The organism is Galbitalea soli (assembly GCF_010686725.1).
In the GTDB taxonomy this organism is placed as follows: Bacteria; Actinomycetota; Actinomycetes; order Actinomycetales; family Microbacteriaceae; genus Galbitalea; species Galbitalea soli.
The window spans coordinates 821,120-835,911 of record NZ_JAAGWZ010000002.1; the positions used below are offsets into that span (position 1 = coordinate 821,120).

The 14,792-nt window shown below is 70.2% G+C and carries 13 protein-coding genes; 8 read left to right on the forward strand and 5 right to left on the reverse strand.

Annotated elements, in window-relative coordinates; genetic code table 11:
• The first annotated feature begins 66 nt into the window (after nucleotides 1–66).
• A complete protein-coding gene (locus G3T37_RS10080) occupies nucleotides 67–696 on the forward strand; it encodes an ArsR/SmtB family transcription factor (protein WP_163473582.1) in 630 nt (209 codons plus the stop codon).
• Nucleotides 697–782: 86 nt separating this feature from the next.
• On the forward strand, nucleotides 783–992 hold the full coding sequence (locus tag G3T37_RS10085; protein ID WP_163473584.1) for a hypothetical protein: 210 nt from the start codon (nucleotides 783–785) through the stop codon (nucleotides 990–992).
• Nucleotides 993–1,069: 77 nt separating this feature from the next.
• Here G3T37_RS10085 and G3T37_RS10090 read toward each other — a convergent pair whose 3' ends face one another.
• Nucleotides 1,070–1,297: a hypothetical protein gene (locus G3T37_RS10090; RefSeq protein WP_163473586.1), complete on the reverse strand. Its 228-nt coding sequence runs from the start codon at nucleotides 1,295–1,297 to the stop codon at nucleotides 1,070–1,072.
• A gap of 51 nt (nucleotides 1,298–1,348) precedes the next feature.
• Entirely contained in the window at nucleotides 1,349–3,901 is a 2,553-nt protein-coding gene (valS, locus tag G3T37_RS10095; protein WP_163473587.1) for a valine--tRNA ligase, read from the reverse strand.
• Nucleotides 3,902–4,330: 429 nt separating this feature from the next.
• Between valS and G3T37_RS10100 the strand changes: the two genes are divergently transcribed.
• Together G3T37_RS10100 and G3T37_RS10105 are read left to right on the forward strand one after the other, a co-directional pair.
• Nucleotides 4,331–6,241, forward strand: a complete 1,911-nt coding sequence (locus G3T37_RS10100; protein WP_163473589.1) for a sensor histidine kinase — start codon at nucleotides 4,331–4,333, stop codon at nucleotides 6,239–6,241.
• Entirely contained in the window at nucleotides 6,226–6,882 is a 657-nt protein-coding gene (locus tag G3T37_RS10105; RefSeq protein ID WP_163473591.1) for a response regulator transcription factor, read from the forward strand. Before G3T37_RS10100 ends, G3T37_RS10105 begins: the two co-directional genes overlap by 16 nt.
• Before the next feature lie 81 nt (nucleotides 6,883–6,963).
• Here the strand turns inward: G3T37_RS10105 and G3T37_RS10110 are convergent, their stop codons facing one another.
• The 3 genes from G3T37_RS10110 to G3T37_RS10120 form a co-directional block, all read right to left on the reverse strand.
• Complete coding sequence (locus G3T37_RS10110; protein ID WP_163473593.1) at nucleotides 6,964–7,437, reverse strand: hypothetical protein; 474 nt, start codon at nucleotides 7,435–7,437, stop codon at nucleotides 6,964–6,966.
• Between the two features lie 113 nt (nucleotides 7,438–7,550).
• Nucleotides 7,551–8,072 carry a hypothetical protein gene (locus tag G3T37_RS10115; RefSeq protein WP_163473594.1) on the reverse strand — a complete coding sequence of 174 codons (522 nt, stop codon included), beginning with the start codon at nucleotides 8,070–8,072 and terminating at the stop codon, nucleotides 7,551–7,553.
• Nucleotides 8,073–8,123: 51 nt separating this feature from the next.
• Nucleotides 8,124–9,065: a cation diffusion facilitator family transporter gene (locus G3T37_RS10120; protein ID WP_163473596.1), complete on the reverse strand. Its 942-nt coding sequence runs from the start codon at nucleotides 9,063–9,065 to the stop codon at nucleotides 8,124–8,126.
• Between the two features lie 227 nt (nucleotides 9,066–9,292).
• On the opposite strand from G3T37_RS10120, the gene ileS reads away from it, so the two are divergent.
• From ileS to ndk, 4 genes are read left to right on the forward strand one after another with little or no spacing between them, the layout of a single operon-like run.
• Nucleotides 9,293–12,580: an isoleucine--tRNA ligase gene (gene ileS / locus G3T37_RS10125; RefSeq protein ID WP_163473773.1), complete on the forward strand. Its 3,288-nt coding sequence runs from the start codon at nucleotides 9,293–9,295 to the stop codon at nucleotides 12,578–12,580.
• Nucleotides 12,573–13,973, forward strand: a complete 1,401-nt coding sequence (locus G3T37_RS10130) for a bifunctional folylpolyglutamate synthase/dihydrofolate synthase (RefSeq protein WP_163473597.1) — start codon at nucleotides 12,573–12,575, stop codon at nucleotides 13,971–13,973. The genes ileS and G3T37_RS10130 overlap by 8 nt, the downstream gene beginning before the upstream one ends.
• On the forward strand, nucleotides 13,970–14,374 hold the full coding sequence (locus G3T37_RS10135; protein WP_163473599.1) for a DUF4233 domain-containing protein: 405 nt from the start codon (nucleotides 13,970–13,972) through the stop codon (nucleotides 14,372–14,374). Before G3T37_RS10130 ends, G3T37_RS10135 begins: the two co-directional genes overlap by 4 nt.
• A complete protein-coding gene (gene ndk / locus G3T37_RS10140) occupies nucleotides 14,371–14,787 on the forward strand; it encodes a nucleoside-diphosphate kinase (RefSeq protein ID WP_163473601.1) in 417 nt (138 codons plus the stop codon). Before G3T37_RS10135 ends, ndk begins: the two co-directional genes overlap by 4 nt.
• Nucleotides 14,788–14,792 lie beyond the last annotated feature (5 nt).

Genomic DNA, 14,792 nt, shown 5'->3' on the forward strand with positions numbered 1-14,792 from the left:
AAGTTGCAAACAATCATTTGCAAAGAAACTCTTGCAAAGAGAATGTTGCAAAGGTATCTTTGCACTATGTCCGATTTCGACGATGTGCACCCCGCCCAGCCGACCGGCCCGCGCGCCCTCGACCTCGCGGGGTTGAAGGCCCTCGCGCACCCGCTGCGCGTGCAGATCATCGACGCGCTCTCCACCTACGGTGCGAGCACGGCGAGCGGTCTGGCCGAGCGGCTTCGCGAGTCGAGCGGTGCCACGAGCTATCACCTGCGGCAGCTGGAGAAGCACGGCTTCGTCCGCGAGGTCGAGGGCAAGGGCACCGAGCGTGAGCGCTGGTGGGAACGCGTGCCGGGCGGCATTGCGGTCATGGTCGAGCAGATCGGCGACTCGCCGGCGGCGCGTTCTGCGGCCGAGCTCGTCACGCGCGAGTTCCAGCGATCTCGCGAGTCGGCCCTGCAGGACTTCATCGTGAACGGCTACTCCACGCTGAGCCCCGAGTGGATGACCGCCGCTACCGTCAGCAGCGCCAACCTCCGGCTTACCGCCGAGCAGCTCGCCGCGCTGGTCGGCGAGTTGGAGGGCACCTTCCACGCGGCTCTCGAGCGCTATCGCGACCTCGATGAGCCCGGCGCGAGGCCCGTCCAGGTGCACTTCAACGCCTTCCCGGTCGTCGACGGAACCGAGACGGCGACACCACAGAATCCCTGATCCGGGCGGCATTTGCTGCGCTCGGCGAGACCCCCGGAATGTCGGTGGTCACCCCTAATCTCAGAGCTACACGAAAGGCGAACGCCATGTCTGCACCAGCACTCACCACCCTCCCGCGGGCCGCCCGCCACCGCCCGTCCGCGCTCGACCGAACGGTCGCGGCGATCGCGCTGCACCTGCTCCGCTGGTCGCGTCGGCGCAGTCGGCGCGGCGGGGTCGACCACGAGCGCATGGCCCTCCTGCGCGCGAACGAGCGGGCGCGGCTCGCGGCGGTGACCCTGCCGCTGGGGCACTAGGCCCAGCGCCGCGCCGTCGCTCGCGCCGCCGTGTCGCTCGTGCCGTGCCGTGCCGTGCCGTCGCTCGCGGCGGGCGGTCAGTCCTCGCGCGTGGTGACGACGTTCCCCTCGTAGTCGACGCGGATGACCGTGCCGTCGTCCAGCTCCACGACGGGCCGCCCCTCCAGCCAGGTGAGCGTCCACCGCCAGTTCGCGGTGTCGACACCCTCCAGCTCGGCCTCCACCTCGGCGACCGCGGCGACGACCTGCTCGGGGAGGCGGGCCGGGGGTTCGCCTCCGACGTTCCATCGGGTGCCCAGCTGCATGGTCTCTCCTTCTCTCGGTCTCGCGTGCGGTCGGTCTCGCCGACGGCTCGGTCAGGCGGGCTGCTCGGCCAGCACGATGTCGGAGACCGACACCTCCGCCGACTCCACCCAGTCGATGCGGGCGATCCGCCCGACCGCCTTGAGGTCCTCCTCCGCCTGACGCAGAGCGGCCGGGCCGCTGATCGTGGCCGACACCACCTCGGTCTTCTGCGAGGCCTTGGCGTCGGTCTTCGCCCGGCGGATCCCGATGAGCGCCTCGCTGACAAGCGGGAGCAGACCGGAGGGCTCGGGTGCACCGGTGACCGTGGGCCACGGGGCGGTGTGGACCGAGCTCTCGTGGGTCCAGCTCCAGACCTCCTCGGTGGCGAAGGGGATGAACGGGGCGAACAACCGGAGCAGGACATCCACGGCGCCGCGCAGCGTGCTCGCCGCACTCGCCTGGCCCTCGGGGGTGCCCGCACCGTAGGCGCGCTCCTTGACGAGTTCGAGGTAGTCGTCGCAGAAGGTCCAGAAGAACTGCTCGGCCGTCTCGAGGGCGCGGGCATGATCGAAGGCGTCGAAGGCGGCGGTCGCCGTCGCGATCACGCGATCGAGCTCCGCCGTGAGGTCGAGGTCGAGCGGGGTGGTCGCGCCGCTGTCTGTCTGCGGCTCCGGGAAGCTGTAGACGAACTTCGCGGCGTTGAGCACCTTGATGGCGAGCCGTCGGCCGATCTTGATCTGCTTGGGGTTCTGCGGGTCGAACGCTGCGTCGGTGCCGAGTCGGCTCGACGCCGCCCAGTAGCGCACCGCATCCGAGCCGTGCTCGTCGAGCATCGCCGCCGGGGTGACGACGTTGCCCTTCGACTTCGACATCTTCTTGCGGTCGGGGTCGACGATGAAGCCCGAGATGCCGGCGTTGGCCCACGGCACCCGGCCGTGCTCGAGCTCGGAGCGCAGCACCGTCGAGAACAGCCAGGTGCGGATGATGTCCTGGCCCTGGCTGCGCAGGGAATACGGGAACACGAGGTCGAACAGCTCGGGGTCGCGCTCCCAACCGCCCGCGATCTGCGGGGTGAGGCTGGAGGTGGCCCAGGTGTCCATGATGTCGATCTCGCCGACGAACCCGCCGGGAACGCCGCGCTGCGACTCGTCGTAGCCGGGGGCGGTGTCGGAGGCGGGGTCGACCGGGAGGGCATCCTCCGACGGCACGATGACGGCACCGCGGTTGCCCTCCGCGTCGAGCTCGTACCAGACCGGCAGCGGCACGCCGAAGAAGCGCTGGCGCGAGATGAGCCAGTCGCCGGTGAGGCCGCCGACCCAGTTCTCGTAGCGCACGCGCATGTGCTCGGGAGTGAACGCGATGGCTCGGCCGTCGGCGACGAGGCGGTCGCGCAGTCCCGCGTCGCGGGCGCCGTTGCTGATGTACCACTGGCGGGTGGAGATGATCTCCAGCGGTCGGTCGCCCTTCTCGAAGAACTTCACCTGGTGGGTGATCGGCTTCGGCTCGCCGATGAGCTCGCCCGTCTCGCGCAGCAGTTCGAAGACCCTCGCCTTCGCGCTGAACACGGTCTTGCCGGCCAGCTCGGCGTAGCGCGCCCGCGCGGTCTCGGTGGTGAGGGCTTCCGGGGCCTCGGCGATGAGTCGGCCATCAGCGCCGATGATCGTGCGGTTGGGCAGGTCGAGCTCGCGCCACCACACCACGTCGGTCACGTCGCCGAAGGTGCAGATCATCGCGATTCCGGAGCCCTTGTCCTTCTGCGCGAGGTGGTGCGAGACGACCGGAACCGGCACGCCGAAGAGCGGCGTGGTCACCGTCGTGCCGAAGAGCGACTGGTAGCGCTCGTCATCCGGATGCGCGACGACCGCCACGCAGGCGGCCAGCAGTTCGGGGCGGGTCGTCTCGATGATGAGCGGCTCGCCGTCGGCCGTGTGGAAGGTGATCGCGTGGTACGCGGCCGACTGCTCCTTGTCTTCCAGCTCGGCCTGGGCGACGGCCGTGCGGAAGGTGATGTCCCACAGCGTGGGCGCGTCGGCCTGGTACGCCTCGCCGCGGGCGAGGTTGCGCAGGAACGCCCTCTGCGCCGCGGTCTGCGCCTCGTCGCCGATGGTGCGATACGTCTGCGCCCAGTCGACGGAGAGCCCGAGCGTGCGCCAGACATCCTCGAACTGCTTCTCGTCTTCGACGGTGAGGCGCTCGCAGAGCTCGATGAAGTTGCGGCGCGAGATGGGCACCTGGTCTGCGGCCTTGCTGCTCGCGTTCTCCCCGCCCTCGAGCGGGGGCACGAAGTCGGCGTCGTAGGGGAGGGAGGGGTCGCAGCGCACGCCGTAGTAGTTCTGCACCCGGCGCTCGGTGGGGAGCCCGTTGTCGTCCCAGCCCATCGGGTAGAACAGGGTCTTGCCGCGCATCCGCTGGTATCGGGCGATGAGATCCATGTGCGTGTAGCTGAACACGTGCCCGATGTGCAGGCTCCCCGAGGCCGTGGGCGGGGGAGTGTCGATCGAGAAGACGGTCTCGCGGGTGGCGCCCTCGCGGAGGAACCGGTAGGTGCCGCGGGCCTCCCACTCGGGACCCCACTTGGCTTCGAGACCCTCGAGGGCGGGCTTTTCTGGGATGGCGGCGGCCATGAGTACTCCGGTTCGATATGTGCGGCACCGTGTCAGTAGTGGGGTGCCTGAGTGTGGGGATCGCCACCGATTCTACCCGCGTCGGGCGGCCGCGCCCGAGTTGGCCGAACCCGCGCGAGTTGGCCACCCCACTCGAGTTGCCCGAACCCACTCGAGTTGCCTCACCCCACTCGAGTTGGCCCACCCCACTCGAGTTGGCACTTTTTGTGCAACAACGTGGATCTGGCGCGCCAGATCGACAACTGACGGCGCAACGGCCGCGCCGTTGCACAATTTTGTGCAGCAAAACGAGGGTGCTGGCGGGGCGGCGGCCGGGCGACACCCCTCCGGGCGGCCCGGGCGCCCGAACAGACGGTCGAGCCGTCGGCACCCGGTGAGAGGTCTCTCATGTGGATGACCGGCCTCGGGGCCCTTCGTCATACTGGAGGCATGAGCGGCGACCCGAGCGACCCCGACGACGGTGGCAGCGCCCGTCACGGTCGCGGCGGCAGATTTGCGCGCAACGCGCCGCGCTCCGAGCTGGAGCCAGGTTCCGCGACCTCGCCGCCCGGCCGCTTGACGCTTGAGGAGTTGTTCGGCCCGCTCACCCCCGAGCCCGAGCCCGAGCCCGAGCCCGAGCCCGAGCGCGAGCGCGAGCCGGAGCCCGAGCCCGAGCGCGAGCGCGAGCCGGAGCCCGAGCCCGAGCGCGAGCGCGAGCCGGAGCCCGAGCCCGAGCCCGAGCGCGAGCGCGAGCCGGAGCCCGAGCCCCCAACCGCGCCCCCGGCTCCCCGCACCCGCACCCTCGACGCGCCCGCCCCCACCGAACCCGCACCCGCACCCACCCCTGCGCCCGCCCCCGCCGAACCCGGCCCCGCACCCACCCCTACCCCCGAACCCGATCCCGCCCCCACCGACCGCCCCGCCCTCCGCCTCCCGCGGCCGCGCTGGTCGGTGCGGTCGCGCATCCTGGCCTCGATCCTGCTCGTCGCGGCGATCGGTGTCGTCGGGGCCGGGGCCACCACCTTCCTCGTGCAGCGCAGTCGCATCCTGCAGGCGGTCGACGCCCGCCTCATCTCTCGCGTCGACGCGGCGCGGGCGGTCACGACCCAGACCAAGCCGCTGCCGACGACCACGAGCGACGCCCTCTTCCTCGTCGTTCAGCGGGTCATCCCCGACCGCAACGAGACCTCGCTCGGCATCGTGAACGGCAAGGCCCGCTTCTACCCGGCGATCCAGACCCCGTTCAGCCTTCAGAACGACAGCTCCTTCATCGCGACGGTCGTGTCAGAGACCTCCTCCGGCTCCGTCTGGCTGGGGTCGACGCGGCTCGGCGGGCGCGACATCCGCTACATCGCCGCCCCCATCTCCGTCGCAGGCACCGCCGACTCCGGCGTCTACATCGCCGCCATCGACACGGGCGCCGAGCTCTCCGACCTCGCGGCCGCCTTCGTCACTTACGCGATCGTGGCGGGGATCGCCCTCATCGCGATCGGCCTGGTCGGCTGGGTGGTCGCCGGCCGGCTGCTGCGTCCCATCCGTCGGCTGCGCGTCACCGCCTCCCGGATGACCGCCACCGCCCTCCACGAGCGGATCCCGGTCGTCGGCCGCGACGACATCTCCGATCTCACCGTCACGATCAACGACATGCTTGGCCGACTCGACACCGCGATGACGAGTCAGCGCCAGCTGCTCGACGACGTGCGCCACGAGCTCAAGACGCCGGTGACCATCCTGCGCGGCCACCTCGAGCTGCTCGACGCCTCGAAGCCCGCCGACGTGGAGGCCACCCGGGCCCTCGCGATCGACGAGCTCGACCGCATGAGCGCGCTCATCAACGACATCGAGGCGCTCGCCACCACGCAGCAGACGACGATCGTCGCCGCTCCCACCGATGTCGCCGATCTCACCGATGACGTCTTCGCGAAGGCCTCTGTGCTGCCCGACCACGAGTGGGTCTTCGGCGGCTCGGTCTTCGTCACGGTCGACGTCGATGCGGCCAAGATCACGCAGGCGTGGCTGCAGCTCGCCGACAACGCGGCGAAGTACTCGCCGAGCGGCTCGCGGATCGTCGTCGGCTCGTCGGAGGTGCGCGACGGGGTCGAGTTCTGGGTCGCCGACCGGGGGCCGGGCATCCCTGAGGAGGCGCGCGAGCGCATCTTCGAGCGGTTCGGTCGGGTGGATGCGGGGCGCGGCATTCAGGGGTCGGGCCTCGGCCTCCCGATCGTGCGGGCGATCGCCCTCGCCCACGGCGGTCGCGTGTCGCTGCTGTCCAGCCGGCATGGATCGCGCTTCGGTATCGTCGTGCCCCGCACCACCGATTCGATCGCACCACAGGGGGACACACCATGGCTCGCATCCTGATCGCCGAAGACGAGCAGCGCATCTCGAGTTTCGTCGAGAAGGGGCTCACCTCGGCGGGGTACGTCACCACCGTCGTGAGCGACGGGCCGAGTGCCCTCGAGGGCGCCCGCCGGCCCGAGATCGACCTCGTGCTCCTCGACGTGGGGCTGCCCGGGCTCGACGGCTTCTCTGTGCTGCGGCAGCTGCGGGCCGAGAACGTCACCGTTCCGATCATCATGCTGACCGCCCGCACCCAGGTCAGCGACACCGTCGCGGGGCTCGACGCGGGCGCCAACGACTACATGCCGAAGCCCTTCAAGGTGGATGAACTGCTCGCGCGCATCCGCTTGCGCCTTCGTGACACGGGCCAGAGCTCGTCGCCCACCCTGTCGCATGGTGAGCTCGAGCTCGACCTGCGCACCCGCCGCGCCACCATCGGGGAGCGCACCGTCGACCTCTCCGCGCGCGAGTTCGCTCTCGCGGAGGAGTTCCTGCGGAATCCCGACCAGGTGCTGAGTCGCGAGCAACTGCTCAGCCGGGTGTGGGGCTTCGACTTCGATCCGGGGTCGAACGTGGTCGACGTGTACGTCCGGTATCTGCGCGCCAAGTTCGGGCCGGAACGCATCGAGACGGTGCGCGGCATGGGGTACCGCCTGCGCTGAGCCGCACCCTTGAACGACAGAACGGCGGCCCCCCTGAGCGGGGCCGCCGTTCGATCGTGTCGCGGACGTGTCCGCGAGGCTCTACTGCGCCGGGGTGGGCGTGCCGGTCGGAACCGTGGTGGGAGCCGGGGTCGGCGTGGAGCCGCCGCCGTGCTTCCAGTAGCCGTCGCCGTTGTGGTGGTGCGCGATGTTGTTGCGGTGCGGGGCCGCGGGGTCGATGCTGTGGTCGCGCGCGTGCTCGGCCTTCTCCTCGGCACCGCTGTGGTCGGTCTCGGTCTGCTCGTCCTCACCCGAGGCCGGCGTGTGCAGCCAAGTCGGGATGCCGGTCGGCACGCCCGTCGGGGTCGGCTCCGGGGTCTCGGTGCCGTCGTCGTCACCGTTCGTCGGCGTCGACGTGGGAGTCACGACGAGCGGCTGCACGTCGCTCGCGGCCGAGCTGTGGCCGAAGAAGGCGGCGCCGGTCGCGCTCGCGGAGTAGGCGGCACCGAAGGTGAGGCCGAGCCCGAGTACGGAGGCCCCGACGACGCCGGCGATCTGCGGAGGAGTCAGTTTCATGGAGAGAGATCCATTCGTCTAGCAACGGCCCGGAAGTGGAACCGTGCCCCTACTCTGCGAAGTCTCGATGAGACGACTGCGAGCAGCAGATGAGAGATGTCTCACCCGGCAGGTCAGCCGCCGTTGGAGCTGTCGCCCGAGGAGGACCCGTTTCCCGCGCCGGGGCTGCCATTGCTGCCACCGCTCGTGCCCGAGGAGCCCGAGGGGCCCGTCGATCCACTCGTCTGGCCGCCACCGCTCGTGCCCGCGTCGTGACCCGGGTGCGGCTTGTGGTGACCTTTGCCGTTGTCGTCGCCGACCTCGTGCGGCTCGACGGGGATGACCGCGATCGCGCCGGTCTTGCCGTCCCACGGGCGCGTGGGGGTCGGGGTGGGCGTCGTCGTGGGGTCGGGCGTCGCGGTGCGCGTGGGGGAGGGCGAGGGCGTCGACCCCGTGCCGTCGTCGGCACCGGTGGATGGCGTGGGGGTGGGGGTGGGTCGGCCGGTCGGCTCGGAGCCCGTCCCGATGCGGATCGGCGCGACCGTGAGGGCCTCGCCGTGGGCGACCGGCGCCATCGCGGAGGAGACGGCCGCCCCGCCCACCGCCGACAGGCAGACGATGCCCGCGACAGCGGCGACGGCGAGACGGCGATTCACCCCACTATCTTCGCGTGCGCGCCGCCGCCGCGGTGCATTGTGAGAGACATCTCATCGCAGCGGTGCGCGATCCGTCGTGAGGGCGGGTTCCTCGGGAATCGAGAGCGTCAGCACTGCCTCCTCGATGACCTCGCGCGACTCGATCTGCCGCTCCACCCGCCGCAGCCGCACGGCGAGCCGCGACTCGGGGTCGTCGCCCGTCAGATCGACGGCCGCGACGAGGAACAAGCGCGACGGCCCGACGAACTCGAGGTGCAGGTAGGTGACCCGCTCGATGTCGGGGTGCTCCAGCAGCGAGGCGACCACGGCATCCGTGAGGCCCTGGCTCGTCTCCTGGCCCACCAGGAAGCGACGATTGCGCTCGATCAGCACGACGGCGACGACGCCGAGGAGCACGCCGACGAGGATCGACCCGATCGCGTCGAAGGCGGCGTTGCCGGTGAGCTGGTGCAGGAGGACGCCGAGGAAGGCGATCGCGAGGCCGGCGAGCGCGGCGGAGTCCTCCGCGAACACGGCGCGCAGGGTCGGGTTCGAGGTGCGGAGCACGTGCTCCAGCGTGGGGGTGCCGCGTTCTTTCGCCGCTCCGCGCGCCTCGCGCAGGGCCTGCGTGAACGAGACCCCCTCGAAGATCGTCGATATGCCCAGCACGAGGTAGGCGATCCAGAACTGGCCCGAGCGCTCGGGCACCAGCAGCTCCTGGATCCCGTGCCAAACCGACACGACCGCGCCCGCCGTGAACAAACCGAACGCGGCGATCGTCGACCAGAAGTAGGTCTCGCGCCCGTATCCGAGCGGATGCTCGGCATCCCGTTTCGCGGCCCCGCGCCGGTCCGCGATCAGCAGGAACACCTCGTTGCCGGCGTCGGCCCAGGAGTGAGCGGCTTCCGCCGTGATCGAGGCGGAGCCGGTGAGGACTGCGGCGACCGTCTTCGCGACCGCGACGGCAAGGTTGGCGAAGAACGCGAGAACGACCGTCAGTGACACCGTGGGCATGACGACAGCGTAAACTGGAGGGAACGACAGCGATCCGGCCATCACCGGGGAGTCGTCGGAAGAACGGGCGCCGGCTTCGGCCGTCGCCTCAGTAGAACCGACCGGGGAGCCCGTCACAGCCGGCAATGAGCGGTGTCACCCCGGGCGCGGGGTGGCGCAAGCGAGGTGGTACCGCGGCGTGAGTCGTCCTCGTGCAGGTCATGACCCGCACGACACAGGAGACCCATATGCCCTACCCGCTCCGCTCCGCCTCCGGCGCCTCGACCGTGCCCGCGTCGCCGAACTTCCCGGGCATCGAGCAGGACATCCTCGCCTTCTGGAAGGCCGACAAGACCTTCCAGGCCTCCATCGACCAGCGCGAGGGGTGCGCCGAGTGGGTGTTCTACGACGGTCCGCCGTTCGCGAACGGTCTGCCGCATTACGGCCACCTCCTCACCGGCTACGCGAAGGATCTCTTCCCGCGGTTCCAGACGATGCGCGGCAAGCAGGTGCACCGCCGCTTCGGCTGGGACACCCACGGCCTGCCGGCGGAACTCGAGGCGATGCGCCAGCTGGGCATCACCGAGAAGCACGAGATCGAAGACATGGGAATCGACGTCTTCAACCGCAAGGCGCGCGAGTCGGTGCTCGAGTACACCGAGGAGTGGGAGAACTACGTCACCCGCATGGCGCGCTGGGTGGACTTCGAGAACGACTACAAGACCCTCGACATCACCTTCATGGAGTCGGTGATCTGGGCGTTCAAGCAGCTGTACGACAAGGGTCTCGCCTACGAGGGTTTCCGCGTGCTGCCGTACTGCTGGCACGACGAGACGCCGCTCTCCAATCACGAGCTCCGCATGGACGACGACGTCTACAAACCGCGCCAGGACCAGTCGGTGACCGTCACCTTCCCGCTCGACGGGCCGAAGGCCGAGGCGCTCGGCCTCACCGCGGTGCGCGCGCTCGCGTGGACGACCACGCCGTGGACGCTGCCCACCAACTTCGCCCTCGCGGTGGGCCCCGAGATCGAGTACGCGGTCGTCCCGAGCGGACCGCTCGGTGCCGGTGACGGCGCGGCCGAGGGCGCGGCGGATTACCTGCTCGCCGCGGACACCGTCGGCGGCTACGCGAAGGAGCTGGGGTACGGCTCGGCGGAGGCGGCCGTCGCCGCGATCTCCCGGCGGGTCCGCGGTGCGGAGCTCGACGGGGTCGAGTACGCCCGGCTCTGGGACTACTACGCCGAGGTGGAGCGCTGGGGGCTGCAGAACGCCTGGCAGATCCTGGTCGCCGAGTACGTCGCGACGGGCGAGGGCACGGGCATCGTGCACCAGGCCCCGGCCTACGGCGAGGACGACCAGATCGTGACGGCCAAGGCGGGCATCCCGGTCATCATCTCGATCGACGACGGCGGGCGCTTCCTTCCCATCGTCTCCGACGTCGCCGGACTCCAGGTCTTCGAGGCCAACAAGCCTCTCACCCAGAAACTGCGGGCGGATGGCCGGCTCCTGCGCGTCGCGAGCTACGACCACAGCTACCCGCACTGCTGGCGCTGCAAGAACCCGCTCATCTACAAGGCCGTCTCCAGCTGGTTCATCCGTGTGCCCGAGATCCGCGATCGCATGGGCGAGCTCAACCAGGAGATCACCTGGGTGCCCGAGAACGTCAAGGACGGCCAGTTCGGCAAGTGGGTCGCGAACGCGCGCGACTGGTCGATCTCGCGCAACCGCTACTGGGGTTCGCCCATCCCGGTCTGGAAGAGCGACGACCCCGCGTATCCGCGCATCGACGTCTACGGCTCCCTCGACGAACTGGCCGCCGACTTCGGGGTGCGCCCGGATGACCTGCACCGGCCCTACATCGACGAACTCACTCGTCCCAACCCCGACGACCCGAGCGGTCGGTCGACCATGCGGCGCATCGATGACGTGTTCGACGTCTGGTTCGACTCGGGATCGATGCCCTTCGCCCAGGTGCACTACCCCTTCGAGAACCGCGAGTGGTTCGACAGCCACAACCCGGCCGACTTCATCGTCGAGTACATCGGGCAGACGCGCGGCTGGTTCTACGTCATGCACGTGCTCTCCACCGCGCTGTTCGACCGCATCGCCTTCTCGACCGTGATCAGTCACGGCATCGTGCTCGGCTCCGACGGTCAGAAGATGTCGAAGAGCCTGCGCAACTACCCAGACGTCTCCGAGGTGTTCGACCGCGACGGCGCGGATGCGATGCGCTGGTTCCTCATGTCGTCGTCGGTGATCCGGGGTGGCAACCTCGTCGTCACCGAGGAGGGCATCCGGGAATCGGTACGCCAGTTCCTGCTGCCGGTGTGGAGCACGTACTACTTCTTCACCCTGTACGCGAACGCCGCCGACTACCGCGCCCAGCGACGCACCGACTCGGGCAACGTGCTCGACCGGTACCTGCTCGCCAAGACGCGTCGCCTCATCGAGGAGGTGACCGCCGATCTCGAGGCCCTCGACAGCCCGCTCGCCACGAGTCGACTGCGCGACTTCGCCGACGTGCTCACCAACTGGTACGTGCGGCGCAGTCGCGACCGCTTCTGGTCGGGGGATGACCGCGACGCCTTCGACACCCTGTACACGGTGCTCGAGACGGTGACCCGCGTCGCCGCCCCGCTGATCCCGCTCGTCGCCGAGGAGATCTGGCAGGGGCTCACGGGCGGCCGCTCGGTGCACCTCACTGACTGGCCGGAGGCCGACGAGTTCCCCGCCGACGACGCCCTCGTGGCCGCGATGGACCGTGTGCGCGAGGTCGCCTCGGCCGGGCTCGCGCTGCGCAAGTCCCGGGGTCTGCGGGTACGTCTTCCGCTCGCCGCGCTCACGGTCGTCACCGACGATCCTGCGGCGCTGGAGCCGTTCACCGGGATCCTGCGCGAAGAGCTCAACCTCAAGGCCGTGGAGCTCGCCGGCGTCGACGAGGGCAGCCTCGCGCGCTACGGGATCACCCGCACGCTGAGCGTGAACGCCCGCGCTGCGGGACCGCGGATCGGGAAGCAGGTGCAGGCGGTCATCCAGGCGGCCAAGGCGGGGGACTGGGCGCTCGACGGCGACGACGTCGTCGCGGGCGGGGTGCCGCTCGTGCCCGGTGAGTACGAGCTTGAGCTCCGTGCGGCCGACGAGTCGACCGCGATCGCGTTCCTCGCGGGCGGCGGCTTCGTGCTGCTCGACACCGAGCTCACGCCCGAGCTGGAGGCGGAGGGGCTCGCCCGCGACGCGATCCGCGCCATCCAGGACACCCGCAAGGCGGCGGGGCTCGCCGTGAGCGACCGGATCACGCTCGCCGTGCGGGGCGCCGACGCGTCGGATATCGACGCGCTCAGGGCGTTCAGTGAGACGATTGCAGACGAGACCCTCGCGACCACGGTCACCATCGAGCACACCGCGGACCCCGGGACCGCGGCGGCTCTCGGCTCCGCGGCCGGGTCGCAGCGCACGACGCTCGCGGCCGGCAAGTACTCGAACCGGGGAGACCTGGTTCTCGATGTGTGGAAGTGCGCAGCAATAGATGTCTAAGAACGAGAACTCCGACGACGACCGCGAGCCGGGCGACTACGACGACGCGCTGCAGGAGCGCGCCGCGCGCGAGGTGTACGAGCAACTGCTCGAGCGCGTCGGGGAGGCGGCACCGCAGCCGCGACTGGCGGCCACGCGGCGCGCGGTCGAGCTGCTGGGGGATCCGCAGCGGGCGTACCCGATCATCCACATCACGGGGACGAACGGCAAGACCTCGACGAGTCGACTGATCGAGAGCATCCTCCGCGCCCACGGTCTGCGCACCGGCATGCTCACGAGCCCGCACCTCGAGCGCGTCAACGAGCGCATCGTCATCGACGGCGAACCGATCTCGAACACGGCCCTCGTCAGCAACTGGAGAGACATCACGCCGTTCCTGGAGCTGACCGACGCCGAGCTGGTCGCCGCGGGCGACCCTCCGCTGAGCTACTTCGAGGCCCTCACGGTGCTGGGTTTCGCGGCCTTCGCCGACGCCCCCGTCGACGTCGTCGTGCTCGAGGTCGGCATGGGGGGCGAGTGGGACTCGACCAACGTGGCCGACGGGCAGGTCGCCGTCTTCACCCCGATCGCACTCGACCACACGGCGCGACTCGGCCGAACGGTCGCCGAGATCGCGAAGACCAAGTCGGGCATCATCAAGCCCGCGGCGGCGATCGTCACCGCGCGGCAGCAGCCCGAGGCGCTCGCCGAGCTCAGCCGCGCGGCCGAGCTCACTGAGTCGACGATCGCGGTCGAGGGGGACGCCTTCGCGCTCGTGAGCGACACGGTCGCCGTGGGCGGCCAGGTCGTGACCATCACCGGACTCGCGGGCACCTATTCCGAGCTCTTCCTGCCGCTCTTCGGCGACCACCAGGCGCAGAACGCGGCCCTCGCGGTCGCCGCCGTGGAGTCGTTCATCGGCGGCGGAACGGTGCCGTTGAACCCCGACGTGCTCGCCGAGGGCTTCGCCACCGCCACCTCACCGGGGCGACTCCAGGTCGTGGGCACCGAGCCGACCGTCCTGGTGGATGCCGCACACAACCCGCACGGTGCGGTCGCCCTCGCCCAGGCCCTCGGCCAGTACTTCACCTTCGACCACACCGTCGCGGTGCTCGGCGTGCTCGCCGACAAGGATGCTCAGGGGATCCTGCGCGCCCTCGACGGTGTCGTCGACGAGATCGTGCTCACCCAGTCGACCTCCGATCGCGCGGTGGACGCCGACGATCTCGCCGCGATCGCGGTGCCCATCTTCGGCCCTGACCGGGTGATCGTCGAGCCCTCCCTCGAGGGGGCGCTCGAGACCGCCCGCGACATCGCCGGCCGCACGGAGAAGGGCGGCGTGGTCGTCGCGGGGTCGATCACCCTCGTGGGCGAGGCCATGTCGATCGCGACCGACCAGGGGTGGAAGCAGTGAGCGAGGCCCCCGTGGCCGCGACCCGGCGCAGGCCGCGCCGGGAGCGCAGCCTCACCGAGTCCCTCGCGACCATCGTTCTCACGCTCGAGGCGATCCTCGTGTTCTTCATCGCTCTGACGGTCTACGGCCTCCATGCGGTCCCACCCGAGGTGGCGTTCGGCGGCGGCGCGGCGCTCGCCGTGGTTCTCGTTCTGGCCACGCGCGTGACACGCTATCGGTGGGGCATCTGGCTCGGGAGCATCCTGCAGCTGGTCATCCTCGCCACCGGTGTCGTGCTGGCCGCCCTCTACATCGTCGCCGTCGTCTTCATCGCGATGTGGGTCTACTGCATCGTGCGCGGCGTGCGCATCGACCGATACAACCGAACCCTGACCACACCGAACGAAAGCACAGGATCATGACCGTTGAAGAGACCCTCGTCCTGGTGAAGCCCGACGGCGTCGCCCGCAACCTGACCGGCGAGATCCTCGCCCGCATCGAGGCCAAGGGCTACCAGCTCGTCGACATCAAGCTCGTCGAGGCCGACCGCGAGCTGCTCGGCCGTCACTACGCCGAGCACGAGGGCAAGCCCTTCTACGAGCCGCTCGTCGAGTTCATGGAGAGCGGCCCCATCGTCGCGATCCGGGTCGCCGGCAATCGCGTGATCGAGGGATTCCGCTCCCTGGCCGGCACGACCGACCCGACGACCGCGGCGCCGGGCACGATCCGCGGCGACCTCGGCCGAGACTGGGGCCTCAAGGTGCAGCAGAACCTCGTGCACGGCAGCGACTCGCCCGAGTCGGCCGCCCGCGAGCTCGCTCTCTGGTTCGACTGATCGGC